Consider the following 25,905-nt stretch of genomic DNA (forward strand, 5'->3'; position numbering starts at 1 on the left):
GCTGCGCTTAGGGCACTTATGCTGCCGTATTAGGGTGGGGTTAGTACCCGTATTTTCTGCCTATGCGGTTCAGGCACAGTTTTATTCATGGTGTGAGGTATCCACGTTACACGTGGCCTAATTACTTGCTTTAAGTTACCCGGAAGAAACACGTCTTTTTTTAGCGAGGGCCATTGCTATATTTGCGGTACTGTAGGCGCTCTCATTGATAAAGTGCGGGTAAATTTCCCCTTTGCCATTCCAATGGATATCATAACCAGCGAAAGTCGCTAATAAAGGTGCTCCTGGTTTGACCGCCTCAAAATCTCTGCCACAAATAGTAGGGTGTACTAGTGCTTGCCGCATACCCTCTTGATCAAGTGGAATCCTGATTTCTTCGGTGTAAAAAAATGCCTCATAATCGCTCAGTAAGCCTATTTGGTTGAGGTTGTGCTTTTCAACATAGTCCAATACTGCGGTAAGCATCTGTTTCATCAACTCCAACGTACTGTACTCTAGCGCACCATGTGCTTGCGCCCCGACCTCAATCATTATTCCATATTGCCCAGCAGTACAAAGGTAAGGTTGCTCTTGCCATTCTTTTCGCTCTTCGAAAAGGACATGTGCTGATGGCATTCGTTGTTTGACGTACGCGCCCAGTTTCCGATAAAACACATCGTTAGAAAGCAAAATCAACGTCGCTCCCATATTGCTTGTTGTATTGTGCAGGTCAACAATCAACAGTTTTTCTTGGTTTGCATATTTCTCGATAAATTGATGTGCAATCTTGCTTTCATGCAAATCAGGACAATGATTGCTATTCATTGCTGAGAACTCGCGATTTAAGTCTGTATCGATGTATCGGACGTTGTGTTTTACTGCTTCGGAGTTTGCGATGATCGAGCAGGCTGAAAAGGTTGATCTATTGACAGAGTAACGTTTTTCTTTGATTAGTTTATGTAAATAAATACCAGAAAGTTCGTTTCCGTGTGTTCCTGCAACGATAAGTGCTGAATTGAATGTGTTCATTATTGAGCCTTCTCAAAGAGAATGGGGTGAATGACTGGTCTTCTCTTAGCCAATCCAGTGAACTGAATAAACGTTTACTAAACTGAGTAAAAATAATCCTAGATATGCTATAACATAACAATCATTGTTATTGATACTTAGTTTCTCATGAGTCAGTTTAAATTTATTGCTTTAATCGTTGCTGTGTTTTGTTTTTCGGTCGCTTTGCTTCTACCTACAGAGGATGAGCCAAATCAAGATAGTCACAGCGTTCAACTGAATCAAAGCAGTGATTCGTCACCACCTCCATCATCAAAGATAGTGGTTCCCTCAGATGTCAGTTTGACTCCGTTGCCTAAACCTAAACAAATACACTATATAGTTAAAGTGGGAGATACGCTCAGTGGTATCTTCGCTCAATTGGGTCTCCCTTACGGTATTTTGCAGCAAATTCTCTCAGTTGATCTTGATCACCTCCAGCTAGATATGATTCAGCCCGGAGAAGAGCTTGAATTAGTGATGGATGACATGGGGCAATTGAGTCGACTAATTTATCATATGAGCCTTGTAGAGAAGGCTATCTACACTAGAGAAAACGATGGCTCCTTCTCTTACGAATTTCAGGAAATTTCAGGGGAATGGCGTGAAACCTTATTTTCGGGAGAAATCAAAGGGAGTTTTTCAGTCTCGGCACATCGAGTAGGATTGGCATCAGGCCACGTCGCAAATATTACGCAGGTGATGAAAGATAAGATTGATTTTGCGCGATCTCTTAGAGCCGGTGACCGTTTCGATATATTAGTGAAACAGCAATATTTAGGTGAACACAAAACTGGCAATAGTGAGATTAAGGCTATTTCTTTTAACTTAGCGAGGGGCGAAGTCGCTGCATTTCTAGCCGAGGATGGACGGTTCTATGATAGAGCTGGTAACAGTTTGGAGCGAGCGTTTAACCGTTATCCTGTCGATAGGGCATACCGCCGAATCACCTCTGGGTTTAACCCTAAGCGTAAACACCCAGTGACGGGAAGAGTCACCCCGCATAACGGAACGGATTTCGCGACACCAATCGGTGCGCCAGTTTATTCTACTGGGGATGGAAAAGTAATTGCGGTCCGCAAGCACCCTTATGCCGGTAATTATTTAGTGATTGAACATAACAGTGTGTACAAAACTCGTTACCTACACTTGAATAAAATCTTGGTTAAAAAAGGTCAAGTTATAAAGCGTGGGCAAAAAATAGCCCTCTCTGGGAATACTGGTCGTTCAACCGGACCACATTTACATTTTGAAGTTTTAGTTCGTAATCGTCCGGTTGATGCAATGAAAGCCGACTTACCTATCGCGAAGTCGCTTCCTAACATCCAGAAACCTTCGTTTTTGGCGCGAGTATCAGAGTTTGATTATCTAGTAGAAACGAAAAACTGACTCCCGACAATTTGTTAGGGCTCAGTTATGCTATTTTGTGTTGTGAGGTTGGAGCAATAGGTGAGTGTCAATATGTGTTCCTAGAAGAATAATGACTGCGATTTTTTCTTTTACGTGCGCCCACATCCGCAACATCGGACACTTTGCAACAACCTCCGCCTTTGATCGGCCTACGTGAAAACATCACACCAATCGCGAGCATCGCAATACAACTTAGGAAAATAAGAACGGTAAGAACTAAAGTCATAACACCACCTCCTATAAATCGCTGTATTGTCATCTTTCTCCAATTTTATAAACAAAGCAATGGTCGTTTTGTAACCACTTATTATTTTTATCAATAGTCAGACCTTTGCTGGTGATGAAACGTGATGAGAAACGAAGGAGAGTTCTGAGAAATCAGCCCCTGTGATCTTTACCGATTCTTAAGTTTTGCGTCTAAGACAGCAATTGGATTCCTTCTATAACTCACTAAGACGTTATGTTATAACATGCGTTCATCCAGAGTTTGTAGGTCAAAAGTATGCCATCAATTCCAGTCACCATTTTGCATGGGTTTCTCGGGTCCGGGAAAACCACGTTTTTACGCAACATTCTTCAACAAGCCGATTCTTCTGGTATTGATCTGTCCGTTATTGTTAATGACATGAGTGAGTTAGACGTCGATGGCGTGCTTATCTTAAATACCGATGCGGTGAGTGAAGAGCAGGGCAACTTTGTTACGATCAGTGGAGACAGCATCAGCAGCCTGAGTGGTGTAAAGCAGCTCGATAAAGCCCTTAAAAAGCTCTGCGCAGAAAAATCGCCAGAATGGGTTGTGATTGAAACGTCGGGCAGTAGTCATCCTTTACCTTTGGTCGAGTACTTCAAAAGTAACGCACAATTCGCACTCAAAGACGTAATTACGTTGGTGGATGCGACTTGGTTGCGAGATGACTATCGACAAGGTTCTGCCTTAATCCCTAAGTGGCAGGAGAACGTGCAGCAGGGTGTTCGCGGCGTTGAAAACTTGTTGGTAGAGCAAATCATGTTCTCAAACCGTATCATGCTCACCAAGACGGACAAAGTGGACGACAATACCGTTCGCAACATCGCGCAGGCGATTCACCCGCTTAATGTTTACACCGAGATAATCAAAACGTCATGGGGAAACTTAGATATCCGCATGTTGAAAGGTGAGCAAGACTACAATTTCTTCCTCGTTGAGCAGTTAACCGCAGAACTTCGTGAGACGGCGAATGAGCCGTTGAATCTCTCTGATAAAGACGAACAAAGCCTTGTCGCCAAAGTGATCAAAGATGATCGACCTTTTCATCCTGCGCGTTTGTGGAATACCTGCCATCAGTATTTAACTAAAGGTGTGTTCCGCAGTAAGGGGTTCTTTTGGTTCCCAACTCGAGACGATGTTTCACTACTTTGGAGCCAAGCAAACGGCAATGTGGGGCTTGAAATTACAGGCTTTTGGCGCGCTTCGGTAATCAATGACGAATCGCAAAACTTCACAGAGGAACATCGTCAAATCCTACAAGATAAGATAGACAGCGTTGAAAGCCGCTTTGGTGATCGTCGTTGTCGCTTAACGGTGATTGGGCAAGAAAACGAAGTCGATGTGTTTATTGATGCGCTGGAAAACTGCTTTTTAACGGATGTGGAATTGGAGCAATGGCAACAAGGGGCAACATTTGAAGATCCTTGGCCAAAGAAAATAGCTAAGTTGAGCCAGAAGAAGACGGTTTGAATGCACTGGTGAGGATTCCCTCGCTACATGTTTGAATCTCGGGTTGTTTCGAGAACGGACTTACTGAATTGGCTCGGTATACCAAAATTGGCTCTGTGTAACGAAAAAGCCTCCCGAATGGTGGGAGGCTTTTTGTATCTCAGTCGTTTACTGTTCCCATTCAGGGAAAGGGTCTTCCAGAGATAACCAATAGTCGAGCCCTTGCTCCATCTCATCTTCTGTTAACAAGCATTCGTTAAGACGAGCAATCAATTTCTCTTGCTCTAATCCCTGACCAATAAACACCAATTCTTGTCGCATATCGCCGTATGGTTCTTGCCAAATGTCGTTTATAGCATCTAGGTAATCTTGATCCGTCGGCCATTCCTCCTTCGGAATCGCTTTCCAAAACATACCCGCAACACCATAACGTGCGATGCCTCCCGCTTGGCTCCATTGACCGACAAACTCTGGTCTGGTTGCTAGCCAAAAGTAACCCTTGGAACGAATCAGTTTGCCGTAATCTTTCGCATTGTGGAGGAAGTCGTAAAACTTCTCTGGATGGAAAGGGCGTCTCGCATGATAGGCAAAGCTGGAAATGCCGTATTCTTCGGTTTCCGGTATGTGCTCGCCTCGCATTTCCTTCAACCAACCTGGGGCTTGTTGTGCCTTTTCAAAACTGAAGCTTTGTGTGTCGAGTACCGCATCAAGTTCTACTTCACCATTCGAGATAGGAAGAATAGTGGCCGATGTATTAAGAGTTTTAAGAATCGCAAGAAGCCTTTCGATTTCTGATTTCTCAGCAAGGTCGGTTTTACTTATCAAGATAACGTCAGCGAACTCTACTTGATCAACGAGTAAGTCAGCAACGCTGCGTTCATCGTCTTCACCTAATGATTCGGCTGTCTCTGTTAAGAACTTAGCTTCATCGTAATCACGCAGAAAGTTAATCGCATCAACCACCGTAACCATGGTGTCTAAACGTGCAACGTCTGAAAGTGATAGCCCGTTTTCATCAGCAAACGTAAAAGTCTCTGCAACGGGAAGTGGCTCGGCGATGCCAGTGGACTCGATAACTAAGTAATCGAATCTGCCTTCTTGCGCGAGTTTAGTGACTTCTTCAAGCAGATCTTCACGCAGGGTACAACAGATGCAACCGTTACTCATTTCAACCAACTTTTCTTCACTGTGGTTGAGAGAAACTTCATTCTGAACGGTCGCTGCATCGATGTTGACTTCGCTCATGTCGTTGACGATGACCGCGACTTTTCTGCCTTGTCTATTGTTAAGAATATGACTTAAAACGGTTGTTTTTCCTGCGCCTAGAAAGCCGGACAAAACCGTAACAGGGAGTTTCTGGGTGTTCATGCTCATGCTCTTTATAGTGTAATGTTATAATATAACAATTAATATAGTCGGTGATCTTAACTCTGGCATCAAGCAGTTTGTGAGTGTGTCGAGCACTGCACCTTATTGGCGGCTTTATTTGTCGTTTAGTTGCACAGGTTCAGATGTCCGGAATTTAGAGATCGAACTCTTATCTCGGTGTGGAGGTTCTATGAACGAAGAGAAAAAGCATGTCATGACAGAAGAAGAAATTCTTGCAGCGCCCGAGGCGGATTATATGAATGAAGCTCAGCTCGCGTTTTTTGAAAACCGATTATTTGAGCTTTATGAATTGACGTTAGCGCATATTGAACGCGCGAAAGAAGAGATGATTGCGCCAATGGAATTCAGTGACGAAAGCGATAGGGCGTCCAGTGAGGAGCAATCTGCAATCGCATTAAGAATCATAGATAGAGAGCAAAAGCTGTTACCTAAGATTCAACGATCGTTGGCTCGCTTGCGCGCAGGGGAGTATGGCTATTGTTTAGAGTCCGGAGAACCTATCGGCATTCCAAGGTTATTGGCACGACCTACTGCTGAATATAGTGCAGAAGTAAAAGCTCAAATGGAGTCAAAAGAGCACTGGTATAAACACTAAAGCCTCACTATCTTATGACGTCGATATTCTTCTCGTTCACTTGTTTTTTTGATGTTCTCTGAGAAGTCTAAAGCGATGGCGACTACCGTTAGGTATGGTAGTCATTACCTTTGAGATATTAATAGTTATCGATAGGATAGAAGTAAGTTCTGTATTGTAAATAACGCACCATTTTTGTTTTTCTGAATGAGCTCTCGCTATGTTAGCGTCAAACATTTTCTCTGCTACTTCAAGCTGATCTTCTATCCTTAAAGCTAAATTGGTACTGGAGAAAGTAGCATGATTGACTTTGTGGCAACTTTTATCTTTTTCTTTGCTGTCATCGATCCCATAGGTACTGTGCCCGTTTTTATCGCAGCCACAAAAAGCTATGAAGAAGTGGCAAAGCGTAAGGTCGCTCTTTTTGCGACTCTATTCTCCGCTGCTATCCTACTGTTTTTTGTTGTTGCTGGTGAAATCATACTTACAGCAATGCGTATTCCCTTGTCTGCGTTTCAAATCTCGGGCGGTATCGTATTGTTCTTGTTTGCTTTGACTATGATATTTGGTGAGAGTAAACCAGCAGAAGAAATCAGAACGCTCAATAGTCATCATGATACAGCAGTTTTTCCTCTAGCCATTCCATCAATTGCTAGCCCTGGCGCAATATTAGCCGCCGTTTTACTCACAGAGAACGTGCGGTTTAATATTTGGGAGCAAGTCCAGACAGTGGCTATGATGCTGCTGGTACTATTGGTTGTTTATATCTTGCTATTAATGGCCAGCGGCATACACAGGATTATTGGGAATACAGGAGCTAGTGCTGTAAGTCGGATCATGGGGTTGATATTAGCCGCTGTGGCCACGACCAACACTCTGAATGGGATTGAAAGTTACTTTGACCTTTAAGGCTTTTTCGCAAACTGAGCTGAAGGTATGCGTTAAGAGCTAATTTTACGGCGAGATGACCGACCACCTGACAATCACTTTTCTGGCGGTTACTTTTAGCCGGATGTAATCCTTCAGGCTATTCGTGACGACCTTGTTTAAGAGGATCACGGAAAAGTTTAAATTAAAATACATAGATGTTGAGGGTATAAATCAGATGGGGAACTGGAGCAACACTTGCCCCATTGAGCTTTGCCAATACTCAAAGATTAGCTGCTAGAAAATAATATCGATAATTTCTCCGCCTAGGCACTACTCTATAATCTTGTAGTCTCGCAGTATATAGAGCCTAGCATGGAGGAATTTATTAGCTTCCAACGTGCCAAGACAAGACTTTTTCATGCCTTGAGAGTATCTGAAAATTCGGGAGGCTGAGAAGTTTATTCAGTATGGCTCTTATTGGGCAGTTTATGGATCAGCCAGTAACCAAGACTCATACTAAGAACTACAGCCGCAATTCCAATCAGGTACATTGGAGACAAGGTTTCAAAGTCTATAATAATGACCTTTCGGGAGATTGCCATCAGCGCGGTGGCCATGACGATTTTTACATGAATAACATTTTCTCTCAGGTAAATAGTTATATTGATGAAAATTTCAATAGCAATTAAAACGGCCATAAAAGCACCAAAAGTGGCTAGCATATCTGAAATCGTCAGAATGAGTTTAGGTGGCGTGATAAGTTTTTGATATATCGTCCATGCAACATCTATCACACCCATGACGATTACAAACAACATAACTATCGACAATACTCTTACAGACCAATGAATCACTATCTGTAATTTTTTTGTTAACTTATCATTTTTATCGACTTCCATGGCCCTGTTTCCTTCGCTTGTTTATGTTCACTTAACCTTCATATGTTGAAGCTAGACAATTGAATACATGTCGTTTAAAGCATAGTTGCTGTGGTGAGAGATAGAAGCGTCCGAGGGAAGGAAGTTATGAAACTTAGGAGTGGGCACAATGTTGGACACATAATGTAATCTCTGGTGTCATGCGTTATTACCTCATTACCTCATTACCTCATTACCTCATTGCCTCATTTCTGATCGTGACGAGTCGACTGGTGAGGTGGTGATTCATCACCTTCACGGCAAACTGAATGAGCGGATACCACAACGTATTGATACTGGGCAAATCGATGCGCTTGTTGCTGGTTCCTCCGTGCGTTGTTAATAGAAATACAAGCGAATAAGGAGTGGGTAATCGCTCAAAAGTCGGGTGGAAAAGCGGTAAAACGGCGAAAATTATTGGAACTAAGTCAAGGCCCTTTTTTTAAATGAAAAGGCTTATTGATCTGAACACACCACTTCTCCATATAAGTATATCCACAAATACAAACCTCAAATTGGCGATAAAGAGCTTTAATATTGATAAATATATAAACAACTTGGGTGCTGAAGAAATTTCAGTATACTGCGCTTAGGTTACACTGGAGAAAAAATCGCCGTATTCCCTGCGGGGTCCTTTGATAAGAAATAGAAATCGCGTTTGAATATGCAACCAAACGATTTTGCCGCTTGCAGTTTATTCGGTATACAAATAATAAACCTTTGACTAATCCGAAGGTCGGTCAAATGAGAGAAAGTCATGTTTTTTAATAAGTCGCTTCAACAAGAAAATCAACGATTAAAGCAGGAGTTGCAAATCCTGCAGCAAATCCAAACCAGTTTAGATGAAGAGATGATCCGCTTAACATTGGATAGTAAAGGCCTCATTACTTCTGCAAATACCAAACTACAGCAAGAACTTTTCTTACATGATGATGAGATCTTAAAGAAATCAATTACTGAATTGGTACCGTCAAATTCGCGCAATACAGACCACTTTCATCGAATGAAGAAAGCCGTCCAAGATAAAGTGTTCTGGAATGGGGCATTGCAAGTACAGAAAGGTAATGGTGAGGAAGCCTGGTTAAGAACGATTATCCAGCCTGTTTTAAATGAGCGCAGAGAAGTAGAAAGCTTTTTTGTTTTTGCTTCTGAACTTACGCGAACGATCAAATCATCCCGTGAGCAAGAGGACATGCTAAATGCATTAAGTCGTTCTATGGCGGTGATTGAGTTCACATTAGATGGCCATGTTTTAAAAGCCAACGATAATTTCCTAAACACAATGGGTTATACGCTTGATCAGATTCTAGGGAAGCATCATCGCATGTTTTGTGATCAGGAAGAGTCGAGCTCTCAAGCTTACCGTGAGTTTTGGCAACGTTTAGCAAAAGGGCAATTTTCATCAGAGCGATTCAAACGAGTTAACCGTTATGGTGAAGAGGTGTGGCTAGAGGCTTCATATAACCCTATCCATAACGACAGAGGAGAGCTCTACAAGGTCGTTAAGTTCGCGACAGATATTACCCAGCAGGTGATGCAGGAACAGAAAATGGCCCAGGCTGCGCAATTGGCGAACGAAATCTCCCAAGAAACTGGAACACAAACCCTGCAAGGGCAAGAGGTTATAGGCTCAACGTTAGAAAAGATGCAGATACTTTCCGAGCAAATGCAGCAAGCGAACACCGCGATTGACGAGCTTAAAGCGCACTCATCGCGTATTAGCGAGTTGGTAAATAGCATCAGTGGTATCGCTGACCAAACTAACTTATTGGCGTTAAATGCGGCGATAGAAGCGGCTCGTGCGGGTGAGCATGGTAGAGGTTTTGCCGTTGTTGCTGATGAAGTCAGACAGCTTGCTACAAGAACCAATGCAACCACCGATGAAATTGTCACAATGGTCAGTGAAAACCTACAGCGAACAGATAACGCAGTTAAGCTGATCGCTAAATGCCAAAAAGAAGCACTAGATACGCTAGAGCTCTCTGAAAAAGCAGGCAATGTGATGAATGAAATACAAGATGGCGCTAGCCGTGTTGTAGAGGCCGTGGAGCAATTTAACCGCTCGTTGTAGTTAATCAATAAGTTTTCATTGTAGGGGCGATGGGTAAAAAGCAATTCGCCTTATTCAACCTGTATTGAGGAGCGCTGAAGTCGCAATACTACTCCTGCCGCAGTCAAGTTAAGCGTTTTGAAGGGGAGGTAGTTCGACACCCGGTACAGGTTTTAGCCAGTTTGCTTGCTGTATAGAATGCTAAAGTAATTTAGTATGCGAAAAGGCTTGCCTTAAGACTTTGCCTGCATTTAATGTATCTAGCAGCAGAACTTCAATCTGCGTGACAACAATACAGGAGAGGATCGGGCTTTCACTTTTTCGCTCGACACAAACCCCTTTCAAATTTACACAATAGCGCAGTAAAACTCTCTTGCTGCGCTATTGTGTGTTCCATATTTTGTGAGTACTTATGTTTAACTCAGAACGCAAAGCGACGGTTATTCTGGTTGCGACGACGATGATCGCTGCACTTGGCTGGATATTCTCTAAGGAAACAATACAGGGTTTACCACCTTTTGGCTTTATTGGGGCGCGATTTACTATCGCTTCGCTCTGCTTACTGCCTCTATGTTACCGACCTTTGCTGAAAGCAAACTTAAAAGATGTGCTTTCTGCTGGTGGTGTCGGGCTCCTGTTAGGCAGTGCCGTTATGACATGGATTTACGCTATTTCTATCAGTGATACTCTTGGGGAAGGCGCATTTATCATGAGCCTTTCCATGCTGTTTGTGCCGATTGTTGCATGGGTTATGTTTCGTCAACGACCACAACGAATTTTCTGGCTTTCTTTGCCTATCGCTGTATTAGGTCTTGCTTGTCTTTCTTTAGTTGGTGGCTGGAAACAATCGGCCAGTCAATTGTGGTTTCTTGGTGCAGCACTGGTTTTGGCGCTTCATTTTAATGTGAACAGCAAATACTCTCAAAAACTACCTGTGCTGCTGCTTACTTGCGTGCAACTTTTTTCAGCAGGTTGCTTAGGTTTGTTGGTTTCATTTTTTATGGAATCTTTCCCGGCTGAGGTGGACTCCTCTATTTGGTGGTGGTTTGCGTTGAGTACCTTATTAGCGACGAGCTTGCGTTACGTAATGCAAACCATGGGGCAAAAATTTGTTCAGGCAGGTAACGCTGCTCTAATTATGATATTAGAACCAGTTTGGACGGTTATTCTGAGCGTGCTGTGGTATGGCGAAGTGCTAACGGCAAATAAACTAGTAGGTTGTGTGCTTATCTTATTTTCTCTAATTATTTATCGTACTGGCGGGCGGTTTCGCTTCCCTACTCGAAAGTAGAGCAAATTAACTTGGGTTGGGAGAATTTGAGGTGCCGGATGGCCTTCTACGAAAGTGATAATACGCGGTTACGCAATGCTAATGACACTTTTGATGTAGGCTGCCGACCCAGCTCTTCGCTGATCATCCAGCCAGCTTTAGCCAGTAGCTCTAAGTCGATCCCCGTTTCTATTCCTAACCCTTGGCATAAATACAGTACATCCTCCGTTGCGACATTTCCTGATGCGCCATGAGCGTATGGGCATCCACCCAGCCCAGCTACACTACTGTCGATGGTATTGATGCCCATACTCAATGCCTGATAAATGTTGGTGAGAGCTTGTCCCCATGTGTCGTGGAAATGGACAGCAAGCTGGCGAAGAGGTGCAACCAACATGACGGCTTCCAGCATAGCAGCGATACGGTTTGGCGTGCCTGTACCGATTGTGTCGCCTAGAGACACCTCATAACACCCTAAATCGATGAGTGATTTGACCACGCTCGCCACTTGTTTAGGGGCTGTCGGGCCATCGTAAGGGCAGTCGGCAACGCAGGATAGATAGCCACGAACAGGGATGCCGTGTTTGGTGGCTAATCGCATTACAGGTTCGAAGCGAGTTAGGCTTTCTGCAATCGAGCAATTGATATTGTGTTGGCAGAATCCTTCTGATGATGAAGTGAAAATCGCGACCTGATTGGCACCAGCCTCCAAGGCTTGTTCGAAGCCTTTTAGGTTTGGTGTCAGGGCAGAATAAGTAACATGATTTCGCCTTGTTATTGCTTTCATGACCTCTGTTGAGTCCGCCATTTGTGGCACCCATTTGGGCGAAACAAAAGAGCCCGCCTCAATATGCGTTAACCCAGTATCAGAGAGTAAGTTGATCAGCCGGATTTTAGTCTGGGTCGCAACAGGAGGTTCATTTTGCAACCCATCTCTAGGACCTACTTCGACAATCTTTACTTTGGAAGGTAGCATTACTTGTCCTGTGACTTGGTGACCCAACTTGGGCTACGTTTTTCAAGAAACGCTTGCAGCCCATCTTGACCTTGGGGTGATACTCTAATGTCCGCAATGAGCTTGCTAGTATAGTGAATCAGTTGTTGATCGATGGGGTTTTGATGACATTGATGGCAGAGCGTTTTCGCTTTACGCATCGCATCTGGGCTATTCAGTAGCAACGTCTTGATTACGCTATCGACCGCATTTTCAAGCTGTTTGGCTTCTTTCACTTCGTGCACAATACCAAACCGTTCGGCATCTTCGGCTGAAATGACTTCACCACTTAAGATATAGCGTCTAGCTTGTCTATTCCCCATCGCGCGCATGACGTAAGGCGCAATGGTCGCTGGAACTAAACCAAGCTTAACTTCACTTAAGCAAAAGTTGGCACTTTGGCTTGCGATGGCGATATCACTACAACAAATCAACCCTAAAGCACCACCATAAGCGGAACCTTGAACAACTGCGATGGTGGGTTGAGGGAACGAATCTAATGTTTCCATGAGTCTTGCCAAGTTTTGGGCATCAACGAAGTTATCTTGCCTCGTGCTGTCGGCCATCGACTGCATCCAATTCAAATCGGCCCCGGATGAAAAGTGCTTGCCGTTACTTCTTAATACCAAGCACCGCACATCCGTTCGTAAAGCGAGATAATCTAGGCGGTGGATCAGCAAGTCGATCGTACAAGCGTCAAAAGCATTGTGTTTAGCTGTTCTGTTTAGGGTAATGGTCGCTACGCCATTATCATCGACATGCCAAAGAACATCATCTTGCCTTTGGGCGTTGGGAATAATGCTTGGTTGCATTTCCTGCATACTAACTTCCTTAATTCATCTTTGGATGTTTACATTCTGAAGACGCCAAACTCGCTATCAGGAATGGGGGCATTTAATGCTGCCATTAACGCTTGACTCAACACCTGACGCGTTTTTTTAGGGTCAATAATTCCGTCATCCCATAGCCGAGCACTCGCAAAATAGGGATGTCCTTGTGTTTCATACAAGCCTATGATCGATTCTCTAAAAATGTGCTCTTCTTGCTCTGACCACTCTTCCCCCTGACGTTCCTTCGCGTCTTTTCGAACTTGTGTTAAAACGCCTGCTGCTTGTTCTCCGCCCATAACAGAAATACGCGCGTTCGGCCACATCCACATCATGGTTGGATCATACGCTCGGCCGCACATGCCGTAATTACCAGCGCCGTACGATCCACCGATGATCACGGTAAACTTCGGCACGTCAGCACAAGCGACGGCCATCACTAGCTTGGCGCCATGTTTTGCGATGCCTTCTTCTTCAACCTTTTTTCCGACCATAAAGCCGGTAATGTTTTGGAGAAAGAGAAGCGGTGTTTTCCGTTTGGCGCACAGCTCAATAAAGTGCGCGCCTTTTTGTGCCGATTCAGAAAACAAGATACCGTTGTTTGCCACAATACCAATCAAGTGTCCTTGAATACGAGCGAAGCCACACACTAGCGTTCTGCCGTACAAGGCTTTGAATTCGTCGAAATCAGAATCATCGACGATGCGGGCAATAATTTCTCGAACGTCGAATGACAGTCGTAAGTTGGCATTCACAATTCCGTAGATTTCTTCTGCGTCGTAGCGGGGAGGAAGCACGGTGTTTTCTGGCTTAACAGGTCTTGTTCTATTGGCATTGGCAATGGCTTCTCTCGCAAGCATTAGGGCATGTTCATCATTTTCAGCGTAATAATCTGCGACACCAGATTTTCGACAATGCACGTCTGCACCGCCGAGCTCTTCACCCGTCACGACTTCGCCAGTGGCCGCTTTCACCAAAGGTGGCCCCGCCAAAAAAATGGTGCCTTGCTCTTTAACCATAATGGACACATCCGCCATGGCAGGAACGTACGCGCCCCCAGCAGTGCAAAGCCCCATCACAACAGCAACTTGGGGGATGCCTTTCGCCGACATTCTCGCTTGGTTAAAGAAAATGCGACCAAAGTGTTCTTTATCGGGGAAGACGTCGGACTGATGAGGGAGATTTGCGCCACCGGAGTCCACCAAGTACACGCAGGGGAGTTGGCAACGTTGGGCAATCTCTTGCGCTCTAAGGTGTTTTTTTACCGTGAGTGGGTAGTAGGTTCCGCCTTTTACCGAAGCATCGTTGGCGATGACCATGCATTGAATCCCCTCTATGATACCAATGCCGGCGATAACGCCAGCGCAGGGGATCGCTTCGTCATACACTTGCCAGGCGGCAAACTGGCTGATTTCAAGAAAGTCAGTGTTGTCATCAAGCAAGCGCGCGATGCGTTCTCGTGCGGGGAGTTTTCCTTTTTGCCTCTGGTGCTGAATGGCTTTTTCACCGCCGCCCTGTTTGATGGTCTCGATGTGTTGATTAAGTTGAGTGACCAACGTTTCCATCGCAGCTTTATTGGAAAGAAATAACTCGTCAGTTGGCTTAGTTTTACTTTTGATAATGGCCATAATGACTTCCTTGTCGTATGTTCCGTTAGCGAGATTCTTCGAACAACTCTCGGCCTATTAACATGCGGCGAATCTCTGAGGTACCCGCGCCGATTTCATAAAGCTTTGCATCACGTAGCAAACGACCAGCAGGGTATTCATTGATGTTGCCATTCCCACCGAGCAGTTGTATTGCATCGAGTGCCATTTGTGTGGCGAGCTCTGCACTGTACAAAATCGCTCCTGCCGCATCTTTGCGTGTTGCGTTACCTCGATCACAAGCCGCTGCGACGGTATATACATACGCTTTTGCTGCACTCATTCGAGAGTACATATCGGCGATCTTGCCCTGAACTAACTGAAACTCGCCAATGGATTTTCCAAACTGCTCTCGTTCATGTACGTACGGGACCACAATGTCCATGCAAGCTTGCATTATCCCGAGTGGTCCGGCAGCGAGGACGACGCGCTCGTAATCCAGCCCACTCATTAACACCTCGACGCCTTTATTCAACTCGCCAAGAATATTCTCTTTTGGCACTACGCAATGGTTAAATACAAGTTCGCAAGTATTCGAGCCTCTCATGCCTAGCTTGTCCAGCTTTTGAGCATGAGTGAAACCTGCGAAGTTACGTTCAATAATGAATGCGGTAATGCCACGTGAACCTGCGCTGACATCCGTTTTAGCGTAAAGCACCACTACGTCAGCATCGGGCCCGTTTGTTATCCACATTTTGTTGCCATTCAGTACAAAATGGTCGCCCTTGTTCTCCGCTTTCAGTTGCATGCTTATCACGTCTGAACCGGCATTGGGCTCACTCATCGCTAGGGCGCCAACGTGCGTACCATCAATGAGTTTTGGAAGGTATTTTTCGCGTTGAGAAGGCGTGCCGTTACGAAAGATTTGGTTGACGCACAGGTTAGAATGAGCGCCGTAGCTTAGAGCGACAAACGCAGAGGCACGGCTGATTTCTTCCATGGCAACAACATGAGCGAGGTATCCCATGCCTGCACCACCAAGCTCTTCATCGACGGTCACACCAAGCAACCCCATTTCTCCCAACAAAGGCCATAAATGATTCGGGAACTGGTTATCGCGGTCTATCGCAGCGGCGATGGGCGCAATATGTTCCGTAGCAAAGGCATTAACGTGTTCTCGGAGCATATCGATGGTATCACCAAGTCCGAAATTGAGTGGGGTATAGGTGCTTTTCATAACGTCTCCCGGTATCAGAGGTAAGGTGGAAAAGCCGATAGCGGTGTTGCTAATTGAGTATAGCGTTTATGTCTGCTTGCTTTTGAGTGTTTGAATACAACGCTCCTTAGCGGCATTCAACTCAGCCATAACGACGCTGATGTCGTTGAGTTGTTGTTGTAGGACAGCTTGTTTCTCTTCAATGATATTGAGCATTTTCAACAACTGTCCTTCGGTTTGTTGCATGTCGTAGAGCTCGAAAAGTTCACGAATTTCTGCCAACGAAAAACCGAGTCGTTTCCCTCTTAAAATCAGTTTGAGGCGAATTCTATCCCTGCGTTGATAAACGCGCATATTGCCTTTTCGCTCTGGTTCAATCAGACCCACGTCTTCATAAAACCGGATACTGCGAGTAGTAATATCAAACTCCTTGGCGAGGTCACTGATCTTGTATTTTTCCATAACATACTTACCTCGAATAAAAATCCAGTTTCTGGAAATCGAACCTTTAATGGGAAGGTCGAACATCAACTTTGAAATATAAACGCCTGCTTGGTGTGTTTTTTCATCTCATTGTAAAGGCTAGTGCTATGCTTACGTAAACGTCAAGAAATCGCGGAATGAAAGTTTGTTAGTGAAAAAGGCGATAAAGGCTGGTGTGGCGCTTGGTGAGTAATTCTATGTAGGGTGTCATCATTCTGCCAAGTGTTCACATATACCTTAAGGGAATGCGAATCATGGGAAAAGACATCTGGATTGTCAGCGCGAAAAGAACGCCAATTGGGCGCTTTCAAGGCAAGTTGCAAACTTACTCTGCTCCTCAATTAGGCGCACTGGCGATCAAGGCGGCAATGCACGAAGTGAATGTGACTTCGGTGGATGAAGTGTTCATGGGATGTGTGCTTCCAGCAGGGTGTGGACAAGCTCCTGCGAGGCAAGCATCTATGGGGGCCGATCTTCCTTTGGGTGTAGGGTGCACCACCATTAACAAAGTGTGTGGCTCTGGCATGAAGAGCGTCATGTTAGCGCACGATCTCATTAAAGCTGGAACGATTCGCTCAGCCATTGCTGGTGGTATGGAAAGTATGACCAATGCGCCGTATTTGCTGAGGGAGGCGAGAAAGGGAATGCGCATGGGGCACCAGTCTACGTATGACCACATGTTTCTCGATGGGCTACAAGATGCTTACGAAGGGCACTTAATGGGTGTTTATGCTCAGCAAGTCGCTGACAGGCTTAAGTTCACCAGAGAGCAAATGGATGAATGGGCCGTGATGTCGGCAAAACGTGCGTTGGAAGCTCAAGAGCGAGGCTTGTTTGCCGATGAACTTTCGCCGGTTTCACTCAATACCAAGTCAGAACAAGCGGTGCTGGACTACGATGAGCACCCACGCTCGATTGACCTTGGTAAAATTCCTCAACTCAAACCTGCATTCGATGAAAAAGGTACGGTGACCGCTGCTAATTCGAGTGCCATTTCAGATGGCGCGGCGGCTCTTGTGCTTATGGATGAAGACACTGCGCGTCATCAGGGGCTTAAACCACTTGCGATCATCAAGGCGCACTCTACACATGCCAGAAAACCTGCAGAATTTACTTTGGCACCCGTCTACGCAATTGAGCAACTGCTGTTCCAGCTAGATTGGTCAATTTATGAAGTGGACCTGTGGGAAATCAATGAAGCCTTTGCCGTTGTGACACAAATAGCGGTGGCGGAACTTGGACTAGATACGAGCAAAGTAAATATTAAAGGTGGAGCCTGTGCACTTGGGCATCCGATAGGGGCTAGTGGCGCACGAATTCTGGTGACATTGATTCACAGTTTGCGTCAGCTACAAGCGCTAGGCACCAATGGTGATCTCGAAGCCAAAAAAGTGATGCGGGGTGTTGCGTCACTTTGTATCGGTGGTGGAGAAGCCACGGCGATAGGCATTGAAATACCGCTTTAATTGAAATCAGAAAGGAGTAAATGATGACTCGTTTGGTTCCCTTGTTTATTGGTGGCGAGTTTCGTGAATCTCAAACATCGGATTGGGTTGAGGTAACCAATCCTGCCACTAATGATGTCATTGCGTACGTTCCATGTTCCACAGAGCACGAGATGGAAGCTGCCATTGATAATGCGAAAGAGACATTCCAATCCTGGAAGGAAGTGGCAGTATCCGAGCGTGCCAGAGTCATGCTTCGTTATCAGCACTTGCTCAAAGAGCATCATGATGAGCTTGCCACACTGCTTTCTCATGAAACGGGTAAGATTTTAGCGGATGCTAAAGGCGATGTATGGCGTGGTATCGAGGTGGTTGAGCAGGCGGCAAACATTGCTAGCAACATGATGGGCGAAACCGTCGAAAACGTTGCCACGGATATTGATAGTTACTCAATGATTCAGCCCCTAGGTGTGTGTTGCGGCATTACGCCATTTAACTTTCCTGCCATGATTCCGTTGTGGATGTTCCCAATCGCTATCGCTGCGGGCAATACATTTGTGCTTAAACCCTCCGAACAAGTGCCATTGACCTCTATTCGTTTAGCTGAATTATTTGAGCAAGCTGGCGCGCCGAAAGGAGTGTTGCAGATCGTTCATGGCCGCAAAGAGCAAGTCGACTTTCTTCTGGCTCATCCTGATATTCGAGCGGTGTCATTTGTTGGCTCGGTTCCCGTTGCCCGTTATATCTACACCACAGGGACTAAACATTTTAAACGGGTTCAAGCTTTTGCTGGTGCAAAGAATCACATGGTGATCATGCCTGATGCAAACAAAGATCAAGTGGTGAATAACCTAATCGGAGCCTCCGTAGGGGCTGCGGGGCAGCGTTGTATGGCAATTTCTGTTGCGGTATTTGTCGGCGATTCAAAACAATGGATTACAGACCTCAAACAGGCAATGGCGAAAGTACACCCAGGGCCTTGGGACGATGAGCAAGCTGCTTATGGCCCACTGATCAGTGAGCAAGCTAAACAACGCGTATTGGACCTAATTGAAGATGGCAAACAACAAGGCGCAGTGTGTGAACTCGATGGCAGTCAGTGTGAAGTGGAAGGCTTTCCCGATGGAAACTGGATTGGCCCAACCTTGTTTAGCGGTGTAACAGCGAACATGTCGATTTACACGCAAGAGATATTTGGCCCTGTCTTAGTTTGTATGGAAGTCGAAACGTTGCAAGAAGCTATTGAGTTAGTGAATCGCAACCCTTACGGCAACGGAACTTCTATATTTACCGCTAATGGCGCTGCTGCGAGAAAATATCAGCATGACATTCAAGTCGGTCAGGTTGGGATCAATGTGCCAATTCCAGTCCCTTTACCATTTTTCTCCTTTACTGGTTGGAGAGGCAGTTTCTATGGTGATTTACATGCGTATGGTAAACAAGCGGTACGTTTTTATACCGAGACTAAAACGGTGACGGCACGTTGGTTTGATGACGATATTCCGACGGGGCCCAATCTGACCATCCAACTGCGCTGAGTGAATAAAAGGAGCTTTTATGGACTTTGAACTTAATGAAGATCAACGTGCATTTGCTGATACCGCTCAGCAATTTGCCGATGAGTGTTTAGCACCGATGGCGGCGGAGTGGGATGAAAAGCAGATCTTCCCCAAAGACGTATTGAGAGAGGCGGGGGAACTGGGGTTTCTCAGTCTCTACACTCCAGAAGCGCAAGGTGGCCTAGGGCTGAGTCGCTTGGATGCTTCAATTATCTTTGAACAACTGGCCATGGGATGTACGTCCACTACGGCGTTTATGACGATTCACAACATGGTCAGTTGGATGATAGCCAGTTTTGCTACCGATGAAGCCAAAACGCAGTTCTGTCCGAAATTAGTTACGGGGGAGTGGTTAGGCTCCTATTGCTTAACCGAGCCTAATGCGGGATCGGATGCCGCTTCGTTGGCCACAACCGCGAGCAAAAAAGGTGATACTTACGTGTTGAATGGTGGCAAAACCTTTATCTCTGGCGCAGGAGAGACAGATGTTTTGGTCGTGATGGCGCGAACCGGAGAAGCGGGTGCCAAAGGCGTGTCCGCATTTGTTATTCCTGCTCACGCTGATGGTATCAGCTATGGGCGCAAAGAACCCAAAATGGGTTGGAACAGCCAACCAACACGAGCGGTTACTTTTGAAAATGTCGTTATTCCAGCTAGCCATTTACTGGGCGAAGAAGGGCAAGGTTTTGTCTTTGCGATGAAAGGGCTTGATGGAGGGCGTATAAATATTGCGACCTGTTCCGTCGGTACGGCTCAACAGGCCCTTGAGCAGGCGACACAATACATTCAGGAGCGTAAGCAGTTCGGCAAGTCGCTTGCGCAGTTTCAAGCCTTACAATTCAAATTGGCAGACATGGCAACAGAGCTAGTGGCTGCGCGGCAGTTAGTGCGCTATGCCGCCAGCAAACTCGACCGAAATGACCCCGATGCCAAGGCTTATTGCGCGATGGCAAAACGGTTCGCAACCGATGTGGGTTTCCAGGTTTGCGACCACGCGCTGCAGCTTTATGGCGGCTATGGTTACATCAAAGAGTATCCAATGGAGCGTCATTTCAGAGATGTGCGTGTGCATCAAATTCTGGAGGGAACGAACGAAATCATGCGCTTGATCATCGCACGTCGTTTGCTCTCTGAGGAGTCGGCCTTGCTGTAGCGAAGTATTGGATTTGCTCATTGAGAAAGGATTCAGATATGCCATTAACCCAAGAAGCCATTCAACATACGATCACTAATCACGTTGCGGTGGTGACGATGAACAACCCGCCAGCCAATACGTGGACAGCAGAGAGCCTCAAGGTACTGAAGTCGCTGATACTCACACTTAACAATGATAAGCAGGTCTACGCACTGGTTTTAACCGGCAGTGGAGAAAAGTTTTTCTCTGCTGGTGCAGATCTCAAGCTATTTTCTGACGGTGACAAAGCGGTTGCGTTAGACATGGCGCGATGCTTTGGTGAAGCCTTTGAAACGCTCTCGGAATTCCGTGGTGTTTCCATTGCCGCTATTAATGGTTACGCCATGGGTGGAGGTTTAGAAGTGGCATTAGCTTGTGATATTCGAGTCGTTGAAGAGCAAGCGGTACTTGCTTTACCTGAAGCCAAAGTCGGACTTTTGCCCTGCGCTGGCGGTACCCAAAACCTCACAGCGTTAGTAGGGGAAGGCTGGGCAAAGCGTATCATTTTATGTGGAGAGCAAGTCAGCGCTGACAAAGCAAAAGAACTAGGCCTAGTTGAGGAGTTGGTTCCCAAAGGTGAAGCTTTAAGTAAAGCGCTGGAACTTGCTGAATCTGTTGCGAACCAGTCACCATCTTCTGTCGCCGCATGTAAGGCGCTCATTCAAAATATGCGCTCTGCGCCACTTAAGCACGGCTTAATGAAAGAGCGAGATTTGTTTCTGAATCTTTTTGATACGGAAGATCAAGTTGAGGGTGTTCGCGCCTTTTTAGAAAAACGCCCACCGCAATGGAAAAACCGATAGGAGGCCACATGGCAGGGATGGTAACCATTAGTGAAATAGAGTGCTTAGATGGCGTGCACCGCATTGGCATCGCAACGTTAGACAACACCGCTTCATTGAATGCATTGACGTATGACATGTTAGTCCAACTTAACGATCAGCTTATCAAGTGGCAAGATGATCCACATATGGCTTGTGTGGTACTGACTGGCGCTGGAGAAAAAGCATTCTGTGCTGGTGGTGATGTTCGAGCTATGTATCACGTCATGCATAACGAGAGTAAAGAAAAAATCGTAGAGTTCTGTACGAACTATTTCTCGTTGGAGTATGAGTGTGACTATCTCATCCACACTTACAACAAACCCATTATCGGTTGGGGAGAAGGTATTGTCATGGGCGGTGGGATGGGGCTTTTTATGGGAACCAGCCATAAAGTTGTGACAACAACATCACGCCTTGCTATGCCAGAAATCAATATCGGACTGTATCCTGATGTGGGAGGTACGTGGTTTTTAAGCCAGATAGATCCGCAAGTGGGTTTATTCCTCGGATTGACAGGTTCAATGGTTAATTCAAGTGACGCTGTCACTATTGGTTTGGCCGATTGGTTACTGTTGGAAGAGCAGTATCCCACCTTACTGGATGAGCTGAAGCGGCTCCAGTGGGGCAAAGAAGATGCGAAAGAGTTGGTAACTGCACTACTACAGTTAATGGAAGAACAAGTTATTGATAGCAAACCAACCACGCAAATTTGTCCATACTTAGATCAGATAGAGGAAGCGTGCAAAGGCTTTGATCTTAATACGATAGCACAGCGAATCATGGCTATCGACGGGAACAGTCAGTGGATAGAAAACGCGAAACAAACGTTCGCCGCAGGCAGTCCGATCACCGCGCATATTTGCTTCAGACAAGTGAAAGAGTACCACAGCTTACCGCTTGCAGATTGCTTCCGTTTAGAGTTGAGTTTGTCGGTTCGCAGTGCCTTATTAGGTGAGTTTAAAGAGGGCGTCCGTTCTCGGCTCATTGACCGGGATGGCGAGCCGAGCTGGATATTTAACAGTGTCAGTGAAGTCGATGAAGATGTTATCGATACTTTGTTTACCTCGCTTTGGTCAGATAACGAGCATCCGCTTGCTAATTTGGGTGAACAAACACTAGGTCAATAAGGAGAATGATCATGAGTACCATCGCATTTATCGGTTTAGGAAGGATGGGGCATCCTATGGCGCAAAACTTACTCGCGTCTGGATTTAACGTGCAAGTATTCGATGTCGATAGCGAAGCCGCAAAGCAACTAGTACCTTTTGGTGCGGTGGTGGCGAGCTCTATCGAAGAGGTAGTAGATGGTGCTAGCACAGTCATCACGATGCTACCAGCAGGGTCTCACGTTCGTTCCGTGTATCTTGGTGACTTACACGGTGGCGTAGGTGTCCTCAATCTTGTCTCGCCAAGTACCTTGATGATTGATTGTTCAACCATTGATCCGGACTCTGCGCGATTAGTCGCCAATGAAGCGGCAAATAAACGCGTGTTGTTTGTCGACGCGCCCGTTTCGGGGGGCGTTGCTGGCGCTAAAGCGGCGACATTAACCTTTATTGTTGGTGGTTCGGATCAAGCGTTTTCTAAAGCCAATGCGATTTTGCAGTATATGGGAAAAAATGTTTTCCATGCTGGCAAAGCAGGCGATGGTCAAATGGCAAAAATCTGTAACAACCTTATGCTCGGCATTTTAATGTCTGGTACGTGCGAGGCATTAAACCTAGGTATCGATCATGGACTCGATCCAAAAGTGCTATCAAACATCATGCTGCAAAGCTCTGGCCGAAATTGGGCATTGGAGCTTTACAATCCTTGCCCAGGCGTGATGGACAGTGCGCCAGCCAGTCACGATTACCAACCGGGCTTTATGAGCAAACTCATGCTAAAAGATCTCGGCTTGGGGTTAGATGCGGCGTTACAAACACATTCTTCGGTTCCGATGGGGTCGTTAGCGCGCAACTTATATTCTTTCCACAACGCGAGCGGCCACGGCGAGCTCGATTTCTCAAGCTTATTTGAGTTATACAAGAGTAAGAAAGGCTAGACCGAGTTTTGTGACAAACCAGCCCGAGATGGTGACGTAAAATGCGCATCATTTCGGCCAACTTAGACTGGTTGAGGTATAGAACATTACGAGCTATGGAGTGCACCAATATGGACATAAAAAGTAGTGTTATTGCCATTACAGGAGCAGGGCAGGGGCTTGGGCAAATGATGGCCATTACCCTTGCTCAAGCTGGCGCTGATTTAGCGTTATTGGATGTAAACGCCAGTGGCTTAATGGAAACACAAGAGCAGTGTCGAATGCTGAGTGCGAAAGCGTTGACATATCAAGTGGATGTCACCAACGAAATCGATGTTGAAACCACGTTTGAAGCGATTATCCAAGATTTTGGTCAACTCAATGGGTTAGTCAATAACGCTGGCGTGTTAAGAGATGGGTTACTTGTAAAAGCAAAAGATGGCGTGATCAGTAAGATGTCTTTAGATCAATTCAATTTGGTCATGAACGTTAACGTGACAGGAACATTTTTGTGTGGGCGTGAAGCTGCCGTCAAGATGATTGAGAGTGGCTCCCAAGGCGTTATCATCAATATTTCTAGTGTTGCGAGAGCAGGGAATATCGGACAAACCAATTATTCTGCGTCAAAAGCGGCGGTCGCGACCATGGCGACAACATGGGCCCGTGAGCTCGCAAGATACGGTATTCGCGCGGCGGCGGTTGCACCAGGTGTAGTTCATACCGCGATGGCAGAGCAAATGAAACCAGAAGCCATAGAGCGATTAGAAAAGATGATCCCAGTTGGCAGGATGGGCGAAACAAGCGAAATCGCGCATGCAGTAAAATACATTATTGAGAGTGATTACTTTACTGGCAGGGTTTTAGAAGTGGATGGCGGTATTCGTATGTAAGTGACCACTTAAATAAGGCTCTGATAGACCTGAATAATAAGTTTCTTTCCATTTCAACATTTTCTATGTTGTGGAGTGCTAATTCTGCGCAACCCAAATGTATTTACAACTTATGTTTGGATTTACCTTGAGAATGATTTCTCGCAATCCAATAAAGAGATGTAAATACCACTCAAATATTAAGTGAAATCATTAGTTTGATGCTGATCACACTTTTGGTTTTTTAGTTTCCGCTTCTCATTAAGGCTATCTGCGTAAATGAAGTTGATAGTCAGTCTCATCAATTTTAAGTTTCAACTATTTGTTTTTAAATAATTAATTTTTGAAGCACGAGAAATTCGTGTTGAGGTTAATATTCGATTTAAAGTGTGTAACTTCCATTAATGGAAGGTTAGTTTCCAGTTGTGGCTAATGAGCTTTAACTTTTTACTCCTCATAATGCGCCAAATGTAACATAGTGTTTCAAAGTGTAACAATAAACTCACACTAAGAGTGTGGTTTTGATCTCCACTCAATTCCGTTTTGTTTCGCTCTGAGCCCGACGTTACTCATGCTCAACACATAAACATTCTAATGACTATAACAACTGGTTCTTGGCTTGATACCAATCGTATCGTAGCAAATAACGGTTCATTCTAGCTGGTTAAATGCTTGATGACGAAGTTGAAAAATTGTAAGTAGAATAACTACTTATCGAAGTTTTTTCTTGTTCTCATACATTACCTCTGCGCTATTTGTGAGCTTTTATTTACTTTGATTGGCATCTGCTTTGAAACCAGACAACCATCGAGAAAGTTAATGGAAGCCTCAAGATATAAACGCATCTTGTCGAGGGGAAGTTTGGCGTCCGTCATACTTATGCTCTCAGGATGTAATTCAGCTTTACTTGACCCCAAAGGTGCCATTGGTGTGCAAGAAAAAGAGTTAATTATTACTGCTCTTTTGCTGATGTTGATCGTTGTAATCCCTGTGATTTTAATGACGATTTACTTCGCTTACCGATACCGCGCCTCTAACACTGAAGAAGAGTACGCACCCGAGTGGTCACACTCGACCAAAATCGAAGTGGTGGTATGGACAATTCCAATCATCATCATTGCGATTCTTGCGACGATCACATGGCGTTCAACTCATGAACTAGAGCCATCCAAACCTTTGGAAAGTGATGTTAAACCAATGACCATCGAAGTGGTGTCACTCGATTGGAAATGGTTGTTCATATATCCAGAAGAAAACATTGCGACGGTGAACTATGTGGCGTTCCCGAAAGACGTGCCAGTGCAGTTCAAACTGACTTCGGACAACATCATGAACGCGTTTTTCATCCCTCGCTTAGGTACACAGATCTACGCGATGCCAGGAATGGTAACCAAGCTCAACCTGATAGCGAACCACGAAGGTGACTACAAGGGTTTTGCATCGAACTACAGCGGCGAAGGCTTTTCGCAAATGAAGTTCACAGCTTCAGCAATGTCTGATCGTGCTGCGTTCCTAAATTGGGTGCAGAAAGTGAAGGCGAGCCCTGATCGTATTGAAGATTGGGAGCAATACAGCTCACTGGCAGCGCCAAGTATCGCAGAGCCAGTCACTTTGTTCTCTAGCGTTCCTCCGTTCTTGTTCACCGACGTTGTGACTCAGCATCCTGGTTCAATGAACTGTTTGCCTGAAAACCAAGGATAATC

The 25,905-nt window shown here is 45.4% G+C and carries 21 protein-coding genes and 2 pseudogenes; 15 read left to right on the forward strand and 8 right to left on the reverse strand.

All coding sequences use genetic code 11. The features are described from left to right. Positions 1-135: 135 nt before the first annotated feature. Positions 136-1,008, reverse strand: coding sequence for an aspartoacylase (locus R8N49_RS01320; protein WP_064354625.1), 873 nt, complete (start codon positions 1,006-1,008; stop codon positions 136-138). Between the two features lie 147 nt (positions 1,009-1,155). Between R8N49_RS01320 and R8N49_RS01325 the strand changes: the two genes are divergently transcribed. After that, complete coding sequence (locus R8N49_RS01325) at positions 1,156-2,415, forward strand: peptidoglycan DD-metalloendopeptidase family protein (protein WP_054579012.1); 1,260 nt, start codon at positions 1,156-1,158, stop codon at positions 2,413-2,415. Positions 2,416-2,938: 523 nt separating this feature from the next. Beyond that, positions 2,939-4,153 carry a CobW family GTP-binding protein gene (locus tag R8N49_RS01335; RefSeq protein ID WP_053303729.1) on the forward strand — a complete coding sequence of 405 codons (1,215 nt, stop codon included), beginning with the start codon at positions 2,939-2,941 and terminating at the stop codon, positions 4,151-4,153. A gap of 147 nt (positions 4,154-4,300) precedes the next feature. Here R8N49_RS01335 and zigA read toward each other — a convergent pair whose 3' ends face one another. After that, on the reverse strand, positions 4,301-5,500 hold the full coding sequence (zigA, locus tag R8N49_RS01340) for a zinc metallochaperone GTPase ZigA (protein ID WP_005375723.1): 1,200 nt from the start codon (positions 5,498-5,500) through the stop codon (positions 4,301-4,303). A 190-nt stretch (positions 5,501-5,690) separates the two neighbouring features. On the opposite strand from zigA, the gene R8N49_RS01345 reads away from it, so the two are divergent. Continuing rightward, a complete protein-coding gene (locus tag R8N49_RS01345; RefSeq protein ID WP_064354628.1) occupies positions 5,691-6,116 on the forward strand; it encodes a TraR/DksA C4-type zinc finger protein in 426 nt (141 codons plus the stop codon). A 279-nt stretch (positions 6,117-6,395) separates the two neighbouring features. Next, positions 6,396-7,004 carry a MarC family protein gene (locus tag R8N49_RS01350; RefSeq protein WP_017635732.1) on the forward strand — a complete coding sequence of 203 codons (609 nt, stop codon included), beginning with the start codon at positions 6,396-6,398 and terminating at the stop codon, positions 7,002-7,004. 419 nt (positions 7,005-7,423) lie between these two features. Here the strand turns inward: R8N49_RS01350 and R8N49_RS01355 are convergent, their stop codons facing one another. After that, the gene (locus R8N49_RS01355) at positions 7,424-7,864 is read right to left on the reverse strand and encodes a phosphate-starvation-inducible PsiE family protein (protein WP_005375731.1); all 441 of its coding nucleotides are present in this window, start codon (positions 7,862-7,864) and stop codon (positions 7,424-7,426) included. Positions 7,865-8,732: 868 nt separating this feature from the next. Here R8N49_RS01355 and R8N49_RS31000 point away from each other — a divergent pair. From R8N49_RS31000 to R8N49_RS01370, 3 genes and pseudogenes are all read left to right on the forward strand, one after another. Next, a pseudogene (locus R8N49_RS31000) lies at positions 8,733-9,419 on the forward strand (PAS domain-containing protein); the annotation flags it as partial. A 180-nt stretch (positions 9,420-9,599) separates the two neighbouring features. Further along, positions 9,600-9,953 (forward strand): annotated as a pseudogene (locus R8N49_RS31005) (methyl-accepting chemotaxis protein); the annotation flags it as partial. 391 nt (positions 9,954-10,344) lie between these two features. Then, positions 10,345-11,223 (forward strand): DMT family transporter, encoded by an 879-nt coding sequence (locus R8N49_RS01370; RefSeq protein ID WP_005375761.1) that lies wholly within the window; start codon positions 10,345-10,347, stop codon positions 11,221-11,223. A gap of 46 nt (positions 11,224-11,269) precedes the next feature. On the opposite strand, the gene R8N49_RS01375 is transcribed toward R8N49_RS01370, so the two are convergent. The 5 genes from R8N49_RS01375 to R8N49_RS01395 all read right to left on the reverse strand — a co-directional run bounded on the left by R8N49_RS01375 (position 11,270) and on the right by R8N49_RS01395 (position 16,287). Then, positions 11,270-12,178, reverse strand: a complete 909-nt coding sequence (locus tag R8N49_RS01375) for a hydroxymethylglutaryl-CoA lyase (protein WP_213965143.1) — start codon at positions 12,176-12,178, stop codon at positions 11,270-11,272. Next, positions 12,178-13,017, reverse strand: coding sequence for an enoyl-CoA hydratase-related protein (locus R8N49_RS01380; protein WP_042521092.1), 840 nt, complete (start codon positions 13,015-13,017; stop codon positions 12,178-12,180). Before R8N49_RS01380 ends, R8N49_RS01375 begins: the two co-directional genes overlap by 1 nt. A gap of 29 nt (positions 13,018-13,046) precedes the next feature. Beyond that, positions 13,047-14,651, reverse strand: a complete 1,605-nt coding sequence (locus R8N49_RS01385) for a carboxyl transferase domain-containing protein (RefSeq protein ID WP_025767660.1) — start codon at positions 14,649-14,651, stop codon at positions 13,047-13,049. Positions 14,652-14,676: 25 nt separating this feature from the next. Next, positions 14,677-15,846 (reverse strand): isovaleryl-CoA dehydrogenase, encoded by a 1,170-nt coding sequence (locus R8N49_RS01390; RefSeq protein WP_318189853.1) that lies wholly within the window; start codon positions 15,844-15,846, stop codon positions 14,677-14,679. Positions 15,847-15,912: 66 nt separating this feature from the next. Next, complete coding sequence (locus R8N49_RS01395) at positions 15,913-16,287, reverse strand: MerR family transcriptional regulator (RefSeq protein ID WP_017821195.1); 375 nt, start codon at positions 16,285-16,287, stop codon at positions 15,913-15,915. 275 nt (positions 16,288-16,562) lie between these two features. On the opposite strand from R8N49_RS01395, the gene R8N49_RS01400 reads away from it, so the two are divergent. The 8 genes from R8N49_RS01400 (at position 16,563) to cyoA (ending at position 25,903) form a co-directional block, all read left to right on the forward strand. Next, positions 16,563-17,774, forward strand: coding sequence for an acetyl-CoA C-acyltransferase (locus tag R8N49_RS01400; RefSeq protein WP_017821196.1), 1,212 nt, complete (start codon positions 16,563-16,565; stop codon positions 17,772-17,774). 23 nt (positions 17,775-17,797) lie between these two features. Beyond that, entirely contained in the window at positions 17,798-19,291 is a 1,494-nt protein-coding gene (locus tag R8N49_RS01405; RefSeq protein WP_064354633.1) for a CoA-acylating methylmalonate-semialdehyde dehydrogenase, read from the forward strand. A 19-nt stretch (positions 19,292-19,310) separates the two neighbouring features. Further along, positions 19,311-20,465, forward strand: a complete 1,155-nt coding sequence (locus R8N49_RS01410; RefSeq protein ID WP_186585217.1) for an acyl-CoA dehydrogenase family protein — start codon at positions 19,311-19,313, stop codon at positions 20,463-20,465. Between the two features lie 38 nt (positions 20,466-20,503). Then, on the forward strand, positions 20,504-21,289 hold the full coding sequence (locus R8N49_RS01415; protein WP_318189854.1) for an enoyl-CoA hydratase: 786 nt from the start codon (positions 20,504-20,506) through the stop codon (positions 21,287-21,289). Between the two features lie 8 nt (positions 21,290-21,297). Next, entirely contained in the window at positions 21,298-22,437 is a 1,140-nt protein-coding gene (locus R8N49_RS01420) for an enoyl-CoA hydratase/isomerase family protein (RefSeq protein ID WP_186585218.1), read from the forward strand. 11 nt (positions 22,438-22,448) lie between these two features. Further along, the gene (mmsB, locus tag R8N49_RS01425) at positions 22,449-23,354 is read left to right on the forward strand and encodes a 3-hydroxyisobutyrate dehydrogenase (protein ID WP_005375775.1); all 906 of its coding nucleotides are present in this window, start codon (positions 22,449-22,451) and stop codon (positions 23,352-23,354) included. A 110-nt stretch (positions 23,355-23,464) separates the two neighbouring features. After that, positions 23,465-24,223, forward strand: coding sequence for an SDR family oxidoreductase (locus R8N49_RS01430; protein ID WP_005375778.1), 759 nt, complete (start codon positions 23,465-23,467; stop codon positions 24,221-24,223). 798 nt (positions 24,224-25,021) lie between these two features. Beyond that, positions 25,022-25,903: a ubiquinol oxidase subunit II gene (cyoA, locus tag R8N49_RS01435; protein ID WP_005388604.1), complete on the forward strand. Its 882-nt coding sequence runs from the start codon at positions 25,022-25,024 to the stop codon at positions 25,901-25,903. Positions 25,904-25,905 lie beyond the last annotated feature (2 nt).

The sequence above is a fragment of the Vibrio sp. 1978 genome, assembly GCF_033344345.1.